Here is a 19267-nt window from a genome sequence, read left to right as displayed (position 1 = left end):
GTAAAAGAAAATATTAATGGTGCATTTCAAGTGCATAACAACCTATTGCTGTTTTGTATGCAAAGCAATAAATAGTTCTGCGAATTTAAAACATACTTTTAAAGTAATAAGTATAAAAATACAACAAATTATTGAGTATTGCCATGAACCTACTTTCATTTTAAGGTGACAGACTTTTTTGTTGCTTTGTTGTAGCAAAAGGTATATGTTTTCATTGCTACCAGGGGATGTTAGATTAAATATTCTAATTACTTAAAGAATACTTATCCTTATTGATTTGATTTATATTTTTCAATTCTTATTTAATATTAGAATAAATTTTAAACGTGTTCTATCTTGTTAGGTTATTTGTGCTTTTGATTTACATAGTATTTGTTGGGTGGTGTTTATGTTGTTGATATATAGTGTTATGTTTATTCTGACTACATAGGATATGTGCTTTTTGTTTGTTGTCAATATTACAATAAGTCTTTCTGCTAATTATTGGCTATATCATTGGAATCATAATTTATAATACATTGTTTTAGTATTTGTGTAAGTGGTCAATACGGGTAATTCTACCTAACCATACCCCGATGAAAAAAGAGGAATGAGACTTGTTATGTCCTATCCCTCTTCTTTAATGAGTCTTAAATAATTTTGAGACCTTGCTCAGAATATTTATTTATACATAAGTCTCCAATAATTGAACATGAGTATTTGGAGTTATAGTAATACTTTTGGTGTTAGCCGCAGGCACTAATAAAGTTTCGCCTTGTTTCAATTCGATAGCGTTATTATTAGAATCTTTCACTTCGCAGCTTCCGTCCATACAGATATAAATAACAAAAGAATCTTTGTTACTATGATCTTGTGTGTATGGTTTATCTAATTCCAACAGGTTTGTTGTGAAATACTGACAAGATTCCAATGCAACAGTATCATTAGCCTTGTGTGAATAGTCAATTTTGTAATTGTCGTACAATTTAAAATCAATCGCATCCTTGGCTAACTCAGTATGAAGTTCTCTTCCATTACCATTTGCATCTTTACGGTTGTAATCGTAGATGCGATAAGTAATATTTGATGTTTGTTGAATCTCAGCAATAAATGTACCTGCTCCGATAGCGTGTACACGTCCTGCGGGAAGGAAGAACGAATCGCCTTTCTTCACATCGTGTTTGGCTAAGTAGTCAACAAAAGTGTTATCTTCTATACTCTTCACATACTTGTCAGGACTAAGAGCTTTAGCAAAACCCGAATACAAGAAAGCTCCCGGTGTTGCATTGATAACATACCACATTTCGGTTTTGCCGAACGAGTTATGTCTTTTCATTCCCAATTCGTCATCGGGATGTACTTGTATCGATAGATTATCTCTGGCATCAATAAATTTGATTAAGAGTGGAAAAGTTGCTCCGAATTTCTCGAATACATGTTTTCCGACAAGGCTCTCTTTATATTGAGCTATCAGGTTTTGAAGATTAAGACCTCTCAGGTCTCCATTGTCAACAACCGAAACGTTGTTTTCTACACCCGATATTTCCCAGCTTTCACCAATTCCATCTTGTTGGGGTGTTATGCCTTTAAATTTACAAATATCAGATCCACCCCAAATGATTGATTTTAGGATTGGACTGAATTTCAGTGGATATAAGTTCATGATTGTTATATAAATTTGATTAATAAGCAATGTGAAATATTTACTTTTATGTGGCAGACAGTATTTAATGTCGTATTTCAAAACGATACCTAATAGCCGTTTCTATAGTGGTTAGACAATAAATAGGCCTGAGACCTTATGATTCCATTTTTACTTTTATAACAATCTTAATAACCGAGCCTTCTCCGATACATGGAGCATGTCCATCCTGCGGAAAAAAGATAACAAAGTTACCCGGCATCAAATCAAATTTGACAGTAGGCTTATCTTCGAAGAATTGAATGTCTTTAGTTGTATCAAAAGGAGCAGCCTCTTTTTGTAAGCCGGCTCTTTCTATCCATCCAAAACCTTCGGATTTCGAAACAGGTATTTGTATATCCAAATACTTATTATGAACTTCAAGTCTTGCCTGTTCAGGTGTTTTCAGATTGCTTTCACTGATGATTGCAAATATGTTCTGTCCGTCAATTTCAATTTTTCCCAATTTTAGGTTTTTCATATCCAAGGATTTGATAAACTCAATCGCTTTAGGAAATAAAGGGTTCAGGCTTTCATAGTTCGAAATTTTTTCAATACTGTCTATTATCATGATGTTTTTTTATTTAAGATTATACACAAAAGTAACAATTAATTGCAAGAATAAAATATGAATAAGTGTAGTAAAATATTTATTGTTGCTCTAACGGGCTCACTTAAACATTCTTTAGTATATTTAGGCTAATAAAGGCCTGAAATTTTGATAGAGATAATTTATTAACAGACCAACCTAATTTATTTTCATTTATCTTTGTACTCAAAGATTTGATTTTTATGCAAAAAGATATAGACTTAAGGGTAAGCCCCGATCAAGCCGCAGATATAAATCTCGTTAAAGGTATTGCAGCAGACAAAACCAATACCAAAATGACGGAGATTACAGATGTGCGGATAATGAAACGTTCGATTGATGCTCGTCAGCGTAATATTTTTATCAATTTACGTGTCAGGTTATATATCGGAGAACCTCAGCCGGATGTGTTTTTTGAGAAAACAGATTATCCCGATGTAAGTAAGTCACCTCAAGCAATCGTTGTAGGAGCAGGTCCCGGTGGATTATTTGCTGCTTTACGACTTATTGAGCTTGGTGTACGACCTATTGTTGTGGAAAGAGGTAAATCGGTAAGAGAACGTAAAAAAGATTTAGCGACTATCAATAGGGAGCATATTGTTGATGGAGACTCCAACTACTGTTTCGGTGAAGGTGGAGCAGGTGCCTATTCGGATGGAAAGCTCTATACCAGAAGCAAGAAGCGTGGCAATGCCGATAAGATATTGAATGTATTTTGTCAACATGGAGCAACTACCGATATTCTGATTGATGCCCATCCTCATATCGGAACAGATAAACTTCCTGCAATTATTCAACGGATGCGTGAACAAATAATTTCGGCAGGAGGAGAGGTTCATTTCGAGACTCGTATGGATGAACTTATTATTGAGAATAATGAAGTAAAAGGTATCAAAACCAATACAGGCAAAATATTTGAAGGATATGTAATATTAGCAACAGGGCATTCGGCTAGAGATGTATATTATATGCTTCATGACAAAAAAGTAAAGATAGAAGCTAAAGGTTTAGCAGTAGGTGTTCGGGTAGAACATCCTGTACATTTGATAGATCAGATACAATATCATAATCCTGAAGGACGTGGCGAATATTTGCCTGCTGCCGAATATAATTTTGTAGTTCAATCGGGCGATAGAGGTGTCTATTCGTTTTGTATGTGTCCGGGTGGAATTGTGGTAGCTGCTGCCAGTGGCGATCGTCAGTTGGTTGTCAACGGAATGTCGCCCTCTAATCGTGGATCAAAATGGTCAAATTCGGGAATTGTAGTTGAAATACATCCCGGAGATTTTCCCGAATACCAAGAATATGGAGAACTTGAGCTTCTTAAATTTCAGGAGGACTTAGAAGAGAAAGCTTGGATTGCAGGAGGGAAAACTCAGGTTGCACCCGCACAACTTATGTCTGATTTTGTAAACAATGTAAAAAGCGAAGAACTGCCTAAGACATCTTATGCACCGGGTATTACATCTTCTAACTTGAATGAATGGCTGCCTCCGTTTATTTCGGAACGCTTACAGGATGGTCTACGAAAAGTAGGAGCAACTTATAAAGGATACTTAACCAATGAGGCTATTTTATTGGGAGTCGAAAGTCGTACTTCTTCACCTGTCCGTGTTTTGCGTGACAGAGAGACTCTTCAACATGTCGAAATAAAAGGTCTTTATCCTTGTGGCGAGGGTGCAGGTTATGCGGGTGGAATTGTTTCTGCCGGAATGGATGGTGAACGCTGTGCAGAGGCGTTGGCTGGAGTATTATTGAAAAACTAACTATTTATTGATATAGAATTTTGTAGGGGCGAATAATTTTCGCCCTTTTTTATTTTAAGCTATCAATACCTGTTTTTCCACAATTTTCGCAAATGCTCCAATATCTTCGATTCGGCAGGATTTGCTTGAGGTTCCCAAAACTTGGCACTTTTTATTTCTTTAGGGAGGTAGTCTTGTTGAATGAAGTTATCCTTATAATCGTGGGCATATTTGTACTCTTTGCCGTAGTCTAATTCTTTCATCAATTTGGTTGGTGCATTACGCAGGTGTAGAGGTACAGGTAAATTGCCTGACTCTTCTACTAATGCTAAAGCCTTGTCAATAGATAAATATGCCGAATTACTTTTGGGTGAAGTTGCCAGATATACGGTTGTTTCAGCCAGAATAATACGACCTTCGGGCCATCCTATTTTTTGAAGGGCATCGAAGCAAGCATTTGCCAACAGCAAAGCATTCGGATTTGCTAAACCAACATCTTCGGCTGCCGAAATAACTAATCGGCGGGCGATGAATTTAGGGTCTTCGCCTCCTGCAACCATTCGAGCAAGCCAATATATGGCAGCATCGGGATCGCTTCCCCGTATCGATTTGATAAAAGCCGAAATTATATCGTAATGCATTTCGCCACCTTTGTCGTAGGCAGCAGGGTTTTCTTGCAAACGTTCCGTTACTATTTTATCTGTAATGATGGTATCGCCTTCGTCTGCCGATATAACCAAATCAAGAATATTTAATAATTTTCGGGCATCCCCTCCCGAGTATTTTAGAAGTGCATCGGTTTCCTGTATATCTATATTCTTTTCTTTCAGAATAATATCTTCTGTTACCGCCCTGTTTATCAGAGTGAGCAGATCGGCTTTATCCAATGATTTAAGTACATAAACCTGACAACGTGAAAGAAGCGGGCGAATAACCTCAAATGAAGGGTTTTCGGTGGTTGCTCCTATCAAAGTTATTACTCCAGTTTCTACTGCCCCAAGAAGTGAATCTTGCTGCGATTTACTGAAACGGTGTATTTCATCAATAAAAAGAATAGGGCTTTTGGTGGTATTGAAAAAGGTGTTTTTTTTAGCTGTATCTATTACTTCACGTACATCTTTTACACCCGAATTAATTGCACTTAGTGTATAGAAGGGAGTGTCAAGCGTATTGGCAATTATTTGAGCCAGAGTTGTTTTTCCTACGCCCGGAGGTCCCCAGAGCAGAAATGAAGGAACACGCCCCGAATCTATCATTCGTCGCAATACAGCTCCCTCACCGACCAAATGTTTCTGACCGATGTATTCGTCCAATGATCGGGGACGTAAACGTTCTGCTAAAGGCTGGCTCATATTTTTTAGTTTACACTTTATTATTGTATTTGTTGAAGCACTTCATCCAATTGCTCGCTAAAATGTGTATTACCATTTCGCTCATCAAACTGTTGTGCAAAATAAAGAGCAATTTTGTAATAATGATCGTATAAATCATCCAGACTATAGGTATTATCTTCCCTGTAATAAGGATGGTTACTACTTATATTATCTATTATTCGAGTACCTCCACCTTTAAATAAGGCTAGTGTTGAAGCTGCAAAATCGAATCGGATAGCGTCTTCAGCACCAAGTTCCCAATTTACATATTTATCAAAGTATGTCCAAGCTTTCTCTTTTTCGAATTTGGACATATAATACATCATCAAAGTTACTTCATATAATTGAAAAGGATAATTAGCCAATTCGGAAAATTCCTTGTCCGCTTCTGCAAAATAATGAGCAGCTCTAGGATCGTTCATTTTACCCCCAAAGTAGTAAATGAGTCCGCTGTAAACAGGAATCGGGTTCATTTTGTGAACAGAGCGTTGTGCAGTAAATTCCTGAATATGGGCAATTGCTTTGTCAAAATTACCTTCAAACATCTCTACATAGATAGTTGTAATGAGGTCGTTACTCAGAGAAGTCATACTGTCCTCAGATTCCTTATCTCTTAAATCGAGATATTTACGGGCATCTTCTTTACTACCCAGAAAAAGCGACCAGTTGGACATGATATTGTAATACTCTCGGCTACTCATTCCACAATCAATAGACCTTTTTCTGAAATCTTCGAGAATAGCTTCTATCTGTGGCTTCGATATATTCAGATTATTGTAGGATACGGCTGCCATCCACTTGTACTCGTTCAGAATCTCTTCCTCCGAATACAGTTCGGGATCAGAATCATAAGCATTCAATATCCATGCAAAGGCAGGAAAACTTTCGCGAGAGTGAGCAGTAAACTGTTCGTTACGAATTAATTCCATCCTGAGATCGAACCCCCAATCCATATCGTTATTAGCGTCGGCAATATGTATCGCCTGTTTTAATAACATGATTCTGTCATCGGCGTCTTTTACATTTTCAGTATCTAAAAGTATTTTCTGTATCTCAAGATTATAATTCATTCTATTTGAGTTTTAGGTACGAGACCTTTTATAGGGATACTGTTTCTTCTAATGCTTTCATAAACGCATTAGTTCCGTTGCGTGCATCAAATTGCTGAGCCAGATTTCGAGCTTTTTGGTAATAATAATCATAAAGATCTGCTATCTTATAATTCCCGTCAGCTTTAAAGTAAGGCAGCTTCTCGCTCATTGTCAATTGTTTTTCTCCTTCCTGTTTAAGCAGAGTCAAAATGTTTTTCGAGAAATCGAAACTGATTGCATCTTCTGCCCCTATTTCCCAATCGGCATATTTCTGGAAATATTCCCAAGCTCTGTCTCTATCGTTTTTGTTCAGATAGAAAATAAGGTCTGATATGTTTGAAATGAGTGAAGTATCGTTTTCTTTAGCTTCTGCAATTTCTTCTTCTGCTTTTGTGAAAAACTCAGCAGCTCTTTCGTCACCTGCTTTCGATAAATAATAAGTCAGATTACAAAAAGTAGCCAAAGGCATAACTCCGCAAGTCAGTTTTTTTGTAATAAGATCATTGGCTGTGGTTATGGCTTTATCAAATTGACCTTCGATAAGTTCAATCTCTACCTTTGTATCCAGTTCACAAGCAGGACAGTGCGACATCCGATCACGAGGAGTATTGTCCCGCAATTCGAGATACTTGTTTGCTTCCTGCATATCACCAATGAAAAGATTCCAATAAATCATTACACTATAATATCCACGAGGAGTATACCCGTTGCGTTCCATCCTCATTTTCAGGTCAGCCATAATAGATTCCACCTGCTGACGTGAAATATTTACATTACGCCTTGCTGCAGCTGCCATCCATTTGTATTCCCAAAGAAAATCATCTTCGTTGAATAATTCGGGGTTGGCATCGTATGTACTAAGTATCCAGGTAAAGGCTGGAAAGCTTTCGGTACAATGCGACGTATCTTTCTCCTGCGATATAAGATCGAGACGCAGATCAAATCCCCAATCCAGATCGTTATTGGCATCTGCGATCTGTATGGCTTGCTTCAATAAATTAATTTTATCTTCCGGATGTGATAATGACTCCAGTTTCAGTAATATTTTTTGTATTTCCAGATTATGATTCATCTATTAGCTTATTTAGTGTTTGAGTAGTAACAAAGGTAAAATAAATCTGAGGATATTCCAATAAAAATACGCCATCTCGTCTTTTAGTCATTTAAGTAATTCTATTGTAAAATAGATAGTTATCATTGAATAATCTATCCGTAAATATTTACCATATTTATATCGTGCATATAATCTATCTAATTAGTACCTTTGCAGGATAGGTAATCGTAAGTATTTAATGCAACATTTTATCAGCTGTATTTATACTTGCCCAAGTAATAAGAAGGTCCGAGACCTTAAAATGTAACTATACTAATTAGATGCTATCAAAAATTACTGACGAATTTGATCTTCACATCGAAGAAGCTGCAATCAGATTGAGCGAGGTTATCAGAAAAACTCCACTTGAATTAAATCTTTCATTATCCCGCAATTTCGACTCAAATATATATTTGAAGCGTGAGGATTTGCAAGTAGTTCGTTCTTACAAGTTAAGAGGAGCGTATAATATGATGAGTTGTCTGGATGCCGAATTGCTGAAAAAAGGCGTAGTGTGTGCCAGTGCCGGTAATCATGCACAGGGAGTTGCTTATAGTTGCAATCAGATGGGAGTTAGAGGCGTTATCTTTATGCCGAAAATTACTCCTAAGCAGAAAATTGAGCAAACCCGAATGTTTGGCAATGGCAATATCGAAATCATTTTAATAGGTGATACTTTTGATGATTGTGCCAATGCTGCAAAAATATATACCAAAGAGCATAATATGACTTTTATACCTCCTTTCGATCATCCTCAGGTGATAGAAGGGCAGGGAACAATCGGGCTCGAAATCTTAAAAGAAATTCCCGAAGGAACTATCGACTACCTTTTTATTCCCATTGGGGGAGGAGGTCTTTGTGCCGGAGTGGGTGCTTATATAAAAGATCATTCGCCCAACACCAAAATAATAGGAGTGGAACCTGCCGGAGCACCTTGTATGAAAGCTGCTTTCGAAGCAAAACAGCCTGTAACATTAGCTCAGATCAATAAATTTGTTGACGGTGCGGCTGTACAACGTGCGGGAGATATTACTTATCCTATTTGCGAGAAAGTGATCGACGATATTTGTCTCGTTCCTGAAGGGGAAGTATGTACGACTATTCTTAAATTATATAATAAAGATGCCATTGTTGTAGAACCTGCCGGAGCGTTGGCTATTACTGCATTGAATCATTATGCTGACGAGATAACAGGTAAGAATGTGGTTTGTATTGTAAGCGGTAGCAATAACGATATCAACCGTATGCAGGAAATCAAGGAGCGTTCTTTGATTTTTGAAGGTTTGAAGCATTACTTTATTATACGGTTGGCTCAACGTCCGAATGCTTTTAAGGACTTTCTGAATGAAGTTTTAGGAGAGCATGACGATATTGTTCGTTTCGAATATATGAAAAAGAACGATCGTGAAAATGGCCCTGCATTGATAGGTATTGAGGTCGACTCGGTAGGAGAGTACGATAAGCTGATAGAGCGAATGGTTAAATACGGTCTTGATTTCACGCAACTTGACCCTGATAGCGATTTAGGAAAATATATCGTATAATGGATATCTAAAAGAAAATAAGGATAGAGGCGTAATGTGTATTACGTCTCTTTTTTTTACCTCAAACCTTTGACCGTTTTGATTCGTAAAACAGTTATAGAAAGTTATAATCTGAGAATATATCATCAAAAAGTTACTTTTACTTATTACCTTTAGTTCTCAAATTTATTTTATCATGAAACAATTTTTTATCAGTGCAGTACTATTGATGGCTGCCTTTGCCGTGAATGCACAAAGTTTTAATGTCGGAACTTATAATGTTCGGAACGATAATCCGTCGGACGTGGGTAATATGTGGAAAGACCGCTCTCCGTATGTTGCTAAATTAATTCAGTATCACGATTTCGATTTTTTCGGAACTCAGGAGGCTTTGCCTAATCAATTACAGGATATGAAAGCAGCTTTACCCGGTTATGACTATTATGGTGAGGGTAGAGACGGAAACGGGCAAGGAGAGCACTCTGCGATATTTTATAAAACAGATAAATATAATTTATTGAGTAAGGGTGATTTTTGGTTGTCTGCAACTCCCAATGTTCCATCTAAAAGCTGGGATGCACCTTGCTGCAATCGTATTTGTACATGGGTTGAATTGCAGGATAAAAAATCGGGTAAGAAATTTTTTGTTTTCAGCGCTCACTATGATTATGAAAAAGATTATGCACGTAACGAAAGCAGTAAGTTGATCTTGTCTAAGATCGAGGAAATAGCAGGTGATAACCCCGTTATATTTGTAGGAGACCTGAATGGTGGAATGGATAGCTCATGGGCTCAACTCATTAATAATTCAGGGGTGCTGAGAGATACTTACTATGATGTTAAACAACCGTATGCAAACAATTCGTCATACAATGCATGGGGTAAACTTCTCGAAAAATTAGATGATTTGGATAAGGGTATTATAAGCAATAACGAAATATTGGATCATATCTATTTCAGTAAGCATTTCAAAACCGATAGATGGGGTATGTTGACTGATACTTATAATATAGGTAAATTTCCATCAGATCACTTTCCCGTACTGGTAAATGCAGAATGGGTTAAGTAAGCCGATTAAATAAAATAGAATTTATAAGATTTTTTATATAAAAGGGAGGAGGACTAAAATCCCTCCCTTTTCTTGTTGGATATTTATTGAGAATAGAAAGAACATATTGTAAAACAATTTTTTCTATATCCTGTTAAATAAGAAGATTTAATATCTTTAGAAAAATAACAAAATTCCAGTTATGGAAAGGAATAAAATAAGAGAACGATTAACATTAAAACCTTTTGGATTAGAATATATAGATCAGTTTAATGAACTGTTGCGGTATGTATTTCAGGTAACGAATAGCGATATTCAACAAAGTGGATATGAGGATGGCGAAATTGTAAAATCGAAACGTCCCATACTGAAAAATGCAGATGTTATCGGATGGTTTAACGACGATCAGTTGGTCTCTCAATTATGTATTTATCCATGTCAGGTAAATATTCATGGAAAAATATTTTCGATGGGAGGTTTGACAGGAGTAGGCACATACCCCGAATACGCCAATCTTGGTTTAATGAACGATCTCATAAAATCAGGACTACAGATAATGAAAAATAAGGGGCAGTGGATTTCTTACCTTTACCCTTATTCGATACCCTATTATCGCCGCAAAGGGTGGGAGATTATGTCCGATCACTTGACTTTTACGATAAAAGATAGTCAGATACCTAAAAATATTTCGGTAAAAGGTTTTGCAGAAAGATTACCCGTAACCGATCCCGATGTGATTTCGGTATATGATAAATTTGCTCGGAGCAATCATGGAGCCTTAATTCGAGGTAATCAGGAGTGGGAAGAGTATTGGAGATGGGAAAACGAAGATGAAAGAACAGCCGCCGTTTATTATGATAAGGAAGATGTTCCTCAAGGATATATTTTATACTGGATAGAAGAAGATATTTTTCATATCAAAGATATTATTTACTTAAATCAAGAAGCTAGAGTAGGGCTTTGGAATTTTGTTTATGCCCATTATTCGATGGTAGATGAGGTGCAGGGAAATATTTATAAAAACGATCCTCTTCACTTTCTTTTGGATGATGGACAGATCAAAGAGACCATTGAGCCTTATTATATGGCTCGCATAGTTGACGTGACTGAATTCCTTAATAATTTTCCGTTTAAAGATTCGGATATATTTACACCTTTCCATTTTGTGGTTTCCGATTCTATTGCCGAATGGAATCAGGGTGTATTTGGTCTGGTGAAGAATGAAAAAGGTAAACTTGTTCATACAAATGAAGCAGTCGGTAATCCTGTATATCTGGATATTCAGACATTGACTACCATGCTGATGTCGTATCGAAGTCCCTCGTATCTGCATAAAATTGAACGACTGCAAGCAGACGAAAATACACTTGAAATACTAGAGCAAATAATACCCGATAATCAGCCGTATTTTTCTGATTATTTCTAAATGCTTATAGACTATATAAAATAAGGAAGCTCTATATTTTACATAGAGCTTCCTTATTTTTATTATATTTAGAGTATAATAAAAAGGTCTGTGACCTTCTTAATAAGCTCTTGCAAATACTACTCGTTGAGCTGATGGGTTACCTGTAACCATACATTTTCCCGGAGTTTTGTCTCCCTCTAAAGGTATACAACGGATAGTTGCTTTGGTTTCATTTTTGATTTTCTCCTCGGTTTCGGGAGTTCCATCCCAATGAGCCATAATAAATCCGCCTTCTTCTATTTTTACTTTAAATTCATCGTATGAATCTACATTGATTGTGCTGGCTGCTCTGAAATCAAAAGCCTTTTTGTAGATGTTCTCTTGAATATCATTCAAAAGATTTTTGATATATACATCCAGATTGTCACACGAAACAGTTTCTTTAGTTAGAGTGTCACGGCGGGCAACTTCGATTGTGTTATTCTCAAGATCACGACCACCCATTGCCAGACGAACAGGTACGCCCTTAAGTTCGTATTCAGAGAATTTCCATCCTGGTTTTTTGTTATCTGCATTATCGTATTTTACACTGATTCCCAGATTTTTCAAAGCAGAAATAATTCCTTTTACTTTTTCGTTGATCTGGGCTAATTGCTCTTCGCTACGGTAAATAGGCACGATTACTACTTGGTATGGAGCCAATTTAGGAGGAAGTACAAGACCATTATCATCGGAGTGAGCCATAATAAGTGCACCGATCAAGCGAGTAGAAACTCCCCATGATGTTGCCCACACATAATCTTGCTTACCTTCTTTGTCTGTAAACTTTACATCAAAAGCTTTAGCGAAGTTTTGCCCCAAGAAGTGAGAGGTTCCCGATTGAAGCGCTTTTCCATCTTGCATCAAAGCCTCAATAGTATATGTGTCGATAGCTCCTGCAAAACGTTCCGAAGCCGATTTTACACCTCTTACTACAGGCATTGCCATGTATTTCTCTGCAAATTCGGCATACACTTCAAGCATCTTTTTAGATTCTTCCTCTGCTTCTGCTTTTGTAGCATGAGCAGTATGTCCTTCTTGCCAAAGGAATTCGGCAGTACGAAGAAATAAACGGGTACGCATTTCCCAACGAACCACATTAGCCCATTGATTTATCAATATAGGAAGATCGCGATACGATTGAATCCAGTTACGATATGTATTCCAAATAATAGTTTCCGATGTTGGTCGAATGATAAGTTCTTCTTCCAGTTTTGCCTCAGGATCAACTATTACACCCTTTCCTTCGGGATCGTTCTTTAAACGGTAGTGAGTTACAACAGCACATTCTTTGGCAAACCCTTCAACGTGATCGGCTTCTTTGCTTAAGAACGATTTGGGTATGAAAAGCGGGAAATATGCATTTTCGTGACCTGTTTCTTTGAACATATCATCCAACTGACGTTGGATTTTTTCCCATATTGCATATCCGTATGGTTTAATAACCATACATCCACGTACAGCAGAGTTTTCTGCTAAATCTGCTTTTAGTACCAAATCAAGATACCATTGACTATAATCCTGACTTCTTGGAGTCAGTTCTTTAAGCTCTTTTGCCATGTGTTGTATAACTTTTCTTTCAAATTATTTTCTAGTACTGCAAAGTTAGCAAAAAAGCCAATTGATAAATACTATTGATATTATGAAAATAAAAAGGACAAGCAATATTGCTACCGCCTGCCCTTTTCCCGGAACTAAGGTCACAGACCTTTTTGTTGCTTTGGAATATATAACTCCAAGTAATAGTTGTAATTATTTAAAGTGAAATTAAAGATTTCCTTTAATATCGGCTTATCTTTAAAGGTCATCGACCTGTTTGTTGTTTACTCATCTTCGGTATATGCAATTTCTCCATGTTGAGAAATATCAAGACCGATAGATTCGTCCTCTTTGCTAACCCGTAAGCCTACCAGTTGATCAACAATAAAAAATAGTACGAAAGTACCGATAGCACTAAATGCAATAGAAGCTCCACTGGCTATTATTTGTATCAATAGTTGATCCCAATTGCCAAACAAAGCACCTTGAACCCCGTCTGCTCCTGTTACAAACTGAGTAGCGAATACTCCTGTAAGTATAGCACCTACAAGCCCTCCGATACCATGTACCCCAAATGCATCCAGAGAATCGTCGTATTTTAGTTTGGGTTTTACATATGCCACCATAATAAAGCAGATTAAAGAGGCGATAAGTCCGATAAAAAATGCACCCATTACATCAACTGTACCTGCTGCCGGTGTGATAGCAACTAATCCGGCAACTGCACCTGTACAAATACCTACAACGGTTGGTTTTTTATTGATAATCCATTCCAGAGACATCCATGTAACAGCTGCAACTGCTGTAGCAAAGTGTGTTACTAGAAAAGCATTGGCTGCCAGACCATCGGCTGCCAATCCGCTACCGGCATTAAAACCAATCCATCCTAACCATAGTAAAGCTGTACCCATTACTACGAAAGGTATATTGTGTGGTGTTACAGGGTGTCCTGTAGTGCGATATCCCTTACGACGTCCCAACATAATGGCCATTACCAGAGCCGATATACCTGCATTGATGTGTACTACTGTACCTCCGGCAAAGTCAATCGCACCCATTTGTTGAAGCCAGCCGCCTCCCCAAACCCAGTGAGCCATAGGGTTATAAATGAAAAGTGCCCATAGGATGCTGAAAAGAAGAAACCCCGAGAATTTTATTCTTTCGGCAAACGCCCCGATTATCAGAGCAGGGGTAATAACAGCAAACATACATTGAAATAAAGCAAATAGTATCTCCGGAATATTTCCTGCTGTCAAAGTCTCAAGCGTTATACCATGTAAAAATACTTTATCGAAACCTCCGATTACAGCTCCCAGGGAACTGCCACTTTCCATAAAACTTGTGCCGAATACCCAACTATATCCAATCGCAAACCATTCGATGGTAATAACTGCGGTAAGAATTAAGCAGTGCATAAGGATGCTCAGAACATTCTTTTGACGAACCAATCCGCCATAGAATAGAGCCAACCCCGGTATGGTCATCATTAATACCAATACGGTTGCTACTATAATCCATGCTGTATTTCCCGAATCTAAAGTTGCAGGGGTGACTGTTTGTGTGACTTCCTGAGCCATAAGTGCCGGAGTGGATAATAATAAACCGGCTAATGCTGCATATCGAATTAATCTCTTTTTCATAATCACGTTTACCTTTTTGATGTTTTTACCTAATAACCTCTTTTTACCTTATTCTTCTTCTTTATTATAAAGAGACTCGTCTCCGTGATCACCTGTGCGAATTCGTATCGATTGTTCTATTGACGAAACAAATATGCGTCCGTCTCCGCTTTCTCCAGTAAATGCCGATTTTAGTATTGCATCGATTGATTTTTCAACATTAATATTTCTGACTACAAATGATATGTAGATCCTGTCGATGGCATTAATATCGTAGGCGATACCTCTGAATATTAATCCTTGTTTAGCATCACCTTGTCCTTTCACATCCCACCATGAAAGGAAGTCTATATCAGCTGCGTGTAGGGCTGTTCGTACTTCAGTAAATTTAGATTTACGAACAATGGCTTCAATTTTTTTCATACTTCGGTTTATTATTTTGTTATATATGTTTATTTGTTTGATTCGAACTTATCTGAGTGTTATTCCAAATACAAAATTTATATCTTCATGAACCGGATTCACAATTACGTTGGCAAATATGGGAACGCTGAAAGATTCTGTTATTTTTATTTCTTTGGATGCTCCTAGATGCACCGATGTAAAGCTGAATTTATCAGTTCCATAAATGGTACTTGCCCAAGGAGTAAAGCCGGTTCCTATTCTAAATCCTACTTCTTTAATTGCAAAAGGGTAATTAAATTCGATATAGGTTGAAAATGAATTATCTCCGTTTGCTTTTTTATTGGCTTTACCGAATAGAAACGTATTCCATGATACGCTGAGAGGAAATGATTGAGGGAGAGTGTATGCGAGAGCAGTTTCGAAAGAGTGTCCAACGTTTCCATCTGTAGGAGAACTGAAATAATGAAATGCATTTTCGCCATCCCACCAATAATCTGTGGCTGTAAAAATTATATTATTAGAAGTATAAGAGGCATAAAAGTCAACCTCCTTATGATCATTACTGGTTACATCTACTGAGCCCCATATACCAAGAGTAAACCCGTTTAAAGAAGCCGAAACTGCAGGCTGGGCACTTGCTCCGGCAGCTTGCTTAATACCACGCCAAACATAGCTGCTAACAAGATCTGCTGAAAGATTGGCTTTTAATTTTGATCCGGTCTCTGATTGAGCCGAAGCTTCGTTTGTGAACATTGAACAACAAGCAATTAAACCTAAAAAACACTTTTTACCCCTCATGGTCTAAATATTTAAAGATGTTAATATTGTTATTTGTTGAGAAAATTGAAATTAAATTTTGCTGATTGCTATCATATAATTTGTTTGTAACGTAAAAGTAGATCTTTTTGTTTTGATTTGGAAGTTTTAAATAGAATATTTTATCAAATAGTTTGTTTTATTCCCGTTTTGTGTCTAAATGATCGAACTTGTGCTTGTTTCTATTTTTATTGATCATAAAAAAACAAATATCTCAGGTTGTTCACGTGAGCAACCTGAGATATTTGTTTTGTCGATTATGTATATTCGCTTTTTTTTAATGGGGTTAAATGAAAAAAGGATAAATAACTCTGTTATTTATCCTTTTCTTATGTAGAATAATTAGTAATTACTTTTTTGTAAATAGTCTACCAAGTTCACCTATCCACAATACTGAAGATGTAGCAGCTATAATGATTCCCCAATCTTTAGCAAGTAGAGGAACTGTACGGAATACATCTCCACCAAATGTTACGATAAGCATTTGTCCTGCCAATATAATTCCTGCCACGATTATAAATCCGAAGCTATCTTTCATTCCTGCAAAGGCTGATTTTCCGGTTTGGAAAGCTTTTGCATTGAACATATTCCAGAACTGTAGTAAAACGAATACAGTAAAGAAATAGGACAAGAAATAAGCATAACGATGGTCTGCATCTATATAATCGAAGAATGTATACAGATTTGCTTGTACATTAAAGTAGAATAGCATCGCCATTAAAACAGCTACAAATATTAAACCGACAAATAAGATTTTGCTTCTCATCGGAGGTGTAATAATAAAGTCACTGTTCTTACGAGGCTTGTTATTCATTACATTCGGGTTAGGAGGTAATGAAGCTAAGGCTCCTGCAGCAAATGTGTCCATGATAAGATTTACCCATAACATCTGAGTTACCGTCAGAGGCAATTCGTGTCCAAATATAGAACCTAAGAATACAAGAAGAAGTGCAGCAACATTTATTGTTAACTGGAATAATATGAAACGTTGTATATTTTGATAAAGCGAACGTCCCCACATAACAGCAACAGCAATACTGCTGAATGAATCGTCCAGTAAAGTGATATCACTGGCTTCTTTTGCTACGGATGTTCCCGATCCCATCGAAAGACCTACGTCAGCATGATTAAGTGCCGGAGCATCATTTGTTCCATCACCTGTAACAGCTACAATTTCGCCCGATTGTTTCAGTAATGATACTAAACGTTGTTTGTCGGACGGACGTGCACGACACATTATCTTAAGACCCTTTATTCTATTGAGAGCTTCTTGATCTGATAAAGCTTCGAAGTCAGGACCTGTTATAATATTCAGGTCAGAATCTTTATCATCTTTCCATATACCTATCTGGCGTCCGATCTCGCGGGCAGTCGCATAGGTGTCACCGGTAACTATTTTCACATTGATGCCTGCTTGTAGACATTCTGTTACCGCATCAGGTACATCTGCACGAACGGGGTCAGATATAGCAGTGATGCCTTGGAAGATGAAATCTTTGTCATGAGCATCTATAGCAGTCGATTCATCTGCAATTTTGTAAGCAAAGCCCAATGTACGCATTGCTTGATTCTGATATTGCAAAAGTTGCTCTTCTATCTTTTCTTTCAATTCAGATACAGGTACCGATCCGTTCTCTGTTTGAACAACAGAGCATTTTCCGAGAATAATTTCCGGAGCACCTTTTATGTACATGATCTTTCTTGATTTCGCAGAAGCATTTGATTCTACGATTGTAGCCATGTATTTACGCTCGGTAGAGAAAGGAAGTTGTTCAATAACCTTTGTGCTTTCTCTCTCATCCAGATAATTAATATTATTGCTGTTCAACCATAAAAGTAAAGCTCCTTCCGTTGGATTTCCCAAAGCTTTAGCTTTCGAAGCATCCGAAAAATCGAGGAATGCAGTAGAGTTGGTTGAAATATGTTCGATAATCATTTTGCTGGTTTCATCCTCTCCTAATTTCTGGTCGTGAAGACTATAGAAATTGGTATAAGAAACCTGCATTTGGTTTTGGGTAAGCGTTCCTGTTTTATCGGTACAGATAACAGTTGTTGCTCCCATTGTTTCGCAAGCATGCATTTTGCGTACTAAGTTGTTTGCTTTTAGCATACGACGCATACTAAGAGCCAAGCTTAAAGTTACACTCATTGGAAGTCCTTCGGGAACGGCAACTACAACCAATGTTACGGCTACCATGAAATATTGTAAAATATGTCCCGCAGTATCCAGCGATACCCATGAAGTTGGTTCTAGCGGATTTACACCAAAAGCAAAACCTATGGCAGCCAGAACTATAGATGTAAGAACTCCGATACCGAGCCATTTGAACCAACCACCGTTTTCTACACTGTCAGGAATTTCTTTATCCTTGCCCATTAATTCAAAAGCATCGTATACTATTGGAATCCACACCTTAGATAAGGCAATTACAGCACCTATTATTACAGCACCCACTAATCCTAATTGTCCAAGAGAATATTGTGGAGCATCGGGAGAGGCGTTGAAAAAGATATCTTTGATAAATAGTACAGCAAAAGTGAGTACAGCCAATACCATACCTACAACACCGATAAATTTAGCTAAAGAATCTAATTGACGATTAAGTGGAGTCTGACCTTCGACCATTTCAGCCGATTTTTCGGCAACCTGTCCAAATTCAGTAGCATCACCTACTTTGGCAACAATCATCGCTCCATGACCGTTGATCACTTTAGTACCACGCAATACATAATTGGAAGGGTAGGTAACTCCTTCTTCAAATTCGTTGGGGTCGATGGTTTTATCGATGCTTGGCTCTCCTGTCAGGCACGATTCGTCCATCTGCACATTAACAGCTTCTACTAATTCTCCATCAGCAGGAACTTCATTTCCTATTTCAAGTAAAACAGTATCTCCAACCACAATGTCACGTTTTGATACCTGACATACATTGTTGTTACGGATAACCATCACTAGGTCGTCATCGTTCACTTGATTTAAGATGTCGAATTTTTTATTTGCATCCATTTCAAACCAGAAAGCAACTCCGGTTGCCAAGAATATGGCACAAAAAATACCAATTGTTTCAGAGTAATGTCCTTCACCTTTGGTTATGTGTTCTACTATTGCTATTCCTAATGAAAGAAATGCAGCAATCAGTAATATACGAATAATCGGATCTTCGAATTTTTCCAGAAAAAGTTTCCATAGCGGTTCTTTTTCGGGAGGGGTAAGCACGTTTTCTCCGTACTTTTTCCGGCTTTCGAGAACTTGCGCATCGGTAAGTCCTGTGCGGTGATTTTTATGTTCCATAAATTAATATAAAAATAGAGTTTAGTT

The 19267-nt window shown here is 37.4% G+C and carries 14 protein-coding genes; 4 read left to right on the top strand and 10 right to left on the bottom strand.

All coding sequences use genetic code 11. The annotated features are described in order from the left end of the window. Positions 1-664: 664 nt before the first annotated feature. On the bottom strand, positions 665-1642 hold the full coding sequence (locus tag G7051_RS02375) for a type I phosphomannose isomerase catalytic subunit (protein WP_166198237.1): 978 nt from the start codon (positions 1640-1642) through the stop codon (positions 665-667). A gap of 136 nt (positions 1643-1778) precedes the next feature. After that, on the bottom strand, positions 1779-2231 hold the full coding sequence (locus tag G7051_RS02370) for a YhcH/YjgK/YiaL family protein (protein ID WP_166198235.1): 453 nt from the start codon (positions 2229-2231) through the stop codon (positions 1779-1781). A gap of 221 nt (positions 2232-2452) precedes the next feature. On the opposite strand from G7051_RS02370, the gene G7051_RS02365 reads away from it, so the two are divergent. After that, positions 2453-4015, top strand: coding sequence for an NAD(P)/FAD-dependent oxidoreductase (locus G7051_RS02365; protein WP_166198233.1), 1563 nt, complete (start codon positions 2453-2455; stop codon positions 4013-4015). A 62-nt stretch (positions 4016-4077) separates the two neighbouring features. Here the strand turns inward: G7051_RS02365 and G7051_RS02360 are convergent, their stop codons facing one another. Genes G7051_RS02360 through G7051_RS02350 form a run of 3 tightly spaced genes read right to left on the bottom strand, consistent with a single transcriptional unit; the run spans position 4078 to position 7530 of the window. Continuing rightward, a complete protein-coding gene (locus G7051_RS02360) occupies positions 4078-5346 on the bottom strand; it encodes a replication-associated recombination protein A (RefSeq protein WP_166198232.1) in 1269 nt (422 codons plus the stop codon). Between the two features lie 20 nt (positions 5347-5366). Then, positions 5367-6437 (bottom strand): hypothetical protein, encoded by a 1071-nt coding sequence (locus G7051_RS02355; protein ID WP_166198230.1) that lies wholly within the window; start codon positions 6435-6437, stop codon positions 5367-5369. 28 nt (positions 6438-6465) lie between these two features. Further along, positions 6466-7530, bottom strand: a complete 1065-nt coding sequence (locus tag G7051_RS02350; protein WP_166198229.1) for a hypothetical protein — start codon at positions 7528-7530, stop codon at positions 6466-6468. Between the two features lie 302 nt (positions 7531-7832). Between G7051_RS02350 and ilvA the strand changes: the two genes are divergently transcribed. The 3 genes from ilvA to eis all read left to right on the top strand — a co-directional run bounded on the left by ilvA (position 7833) and on the right by eis (position 11548). Continuing rightward, positions 7833-9095 (top strand): threonine ammonia-lyase IlvA, encoded by a 1263-nt coding sequence (gene ilvA, locus G7051_RS02345; RefSeq protein WP_166198227.1) that lies wholly within the window; start codon positions 7833-7835, stop codon positions 9093-9095. Between the two features lie 175 nt (positions 9096-9270). Further along, a complete protein-coding gene (locus G7051_RS02340; protein ID WP_166198226.1) occupies positions 9271-10143 on the top strand; it encodes an endonuclease/exonuclease/phosphatase family protein in 873 nt (290 codons plus the stop codon). 181 nt (positions 10144-10324) lie between these two features. Further along, entirely contained in the window at positions 10325-11548 is a 1224-nt protein-coding gene (gene eis / locus G7051_RS02335; RefSeq protein WP_166198225.1) for an enhanced intracellular survival protein Eis, read from the top strand. Between the two features lie 99 nt (positions 11549-11647). Here the strand turns inward: eis and proS are convergent, their stop codons facing one another. From proS to G7051_RS02310, 5 genes are all read right to left on the bottom strand, one after another. After that, positions 11648-13129: a proline--tRNA ligase gene (proS, locus tag G7051_RS02330; RefSeq protein ID WP_166198223.1), complete on the bottom strand. Its 1482-nt coding sequence runs from the start codon at positions 13127-13129 to the stop codon at positions 11648-11650. A 263-nt stretch (positions 13130-13392) separates the two neighbouring features. Beyond that, entirely contained in the window at positions 13393-14685 is a 1293-nt protein-coding gene (locus G7051_RS02325) for an ammonium transporter (RefSeq protein WP_255493360.1), read from the bottom strand. A 111-nt stretch (positions 14686-14796) separates the two neighbouring features. Next, positions 14797-15150 carry a P-II family nitrogen regulator gene (locus G7051_RS02320; RefSeq protein ID WP_166110407.1) on the bottom strand — a complete coding sequence of 118 codons (354 nt, stop codon included), beginning with the start codon at positions 15148-15150 and terminating at the stop codon, positions 14797-14799. 48 nt (positions 15151-15198) lie between these two features. Then, complete coding sequence (locus G7051_RS02315; RefSeq protein WP_166198220.1) at positions 15199-15885, bottom strand: hypothetical protein; 687 nt, start codon at positions 15883-15885, stop codon at positions 15199-15201. Between the two features lie 412 nt (positions 15886-16297). Beyond that, positions 16298-19240: a calcium-translocating P-type ATPase, PMCA-type gene (locus tag G7051_RS02310; protein WP_166198219.1), complete on the bottom strand. Its 2943-nt coding sequence runs from the start codon at positions 19238-19240 to the stop codon at positions 16298-16300. Positions 19241-19267 lie beyond the last annotated feature (27 nt).

The sequence above is a fragment of the Dysgonomonas sp. HDW5B genome (assembly GCF_011299335.1).
Classification (GTDB): Bacteria; Bacteroidota; Bacteroidia; order Bacteroidales; family Dysgonomonadaceae; genus Dysgonomonas_A.
The sequence above is the reverse complement of the archived record's forward strand: the minus strand, read 5'-3'. Positions and strand labels throughout refer to the sequence as shown.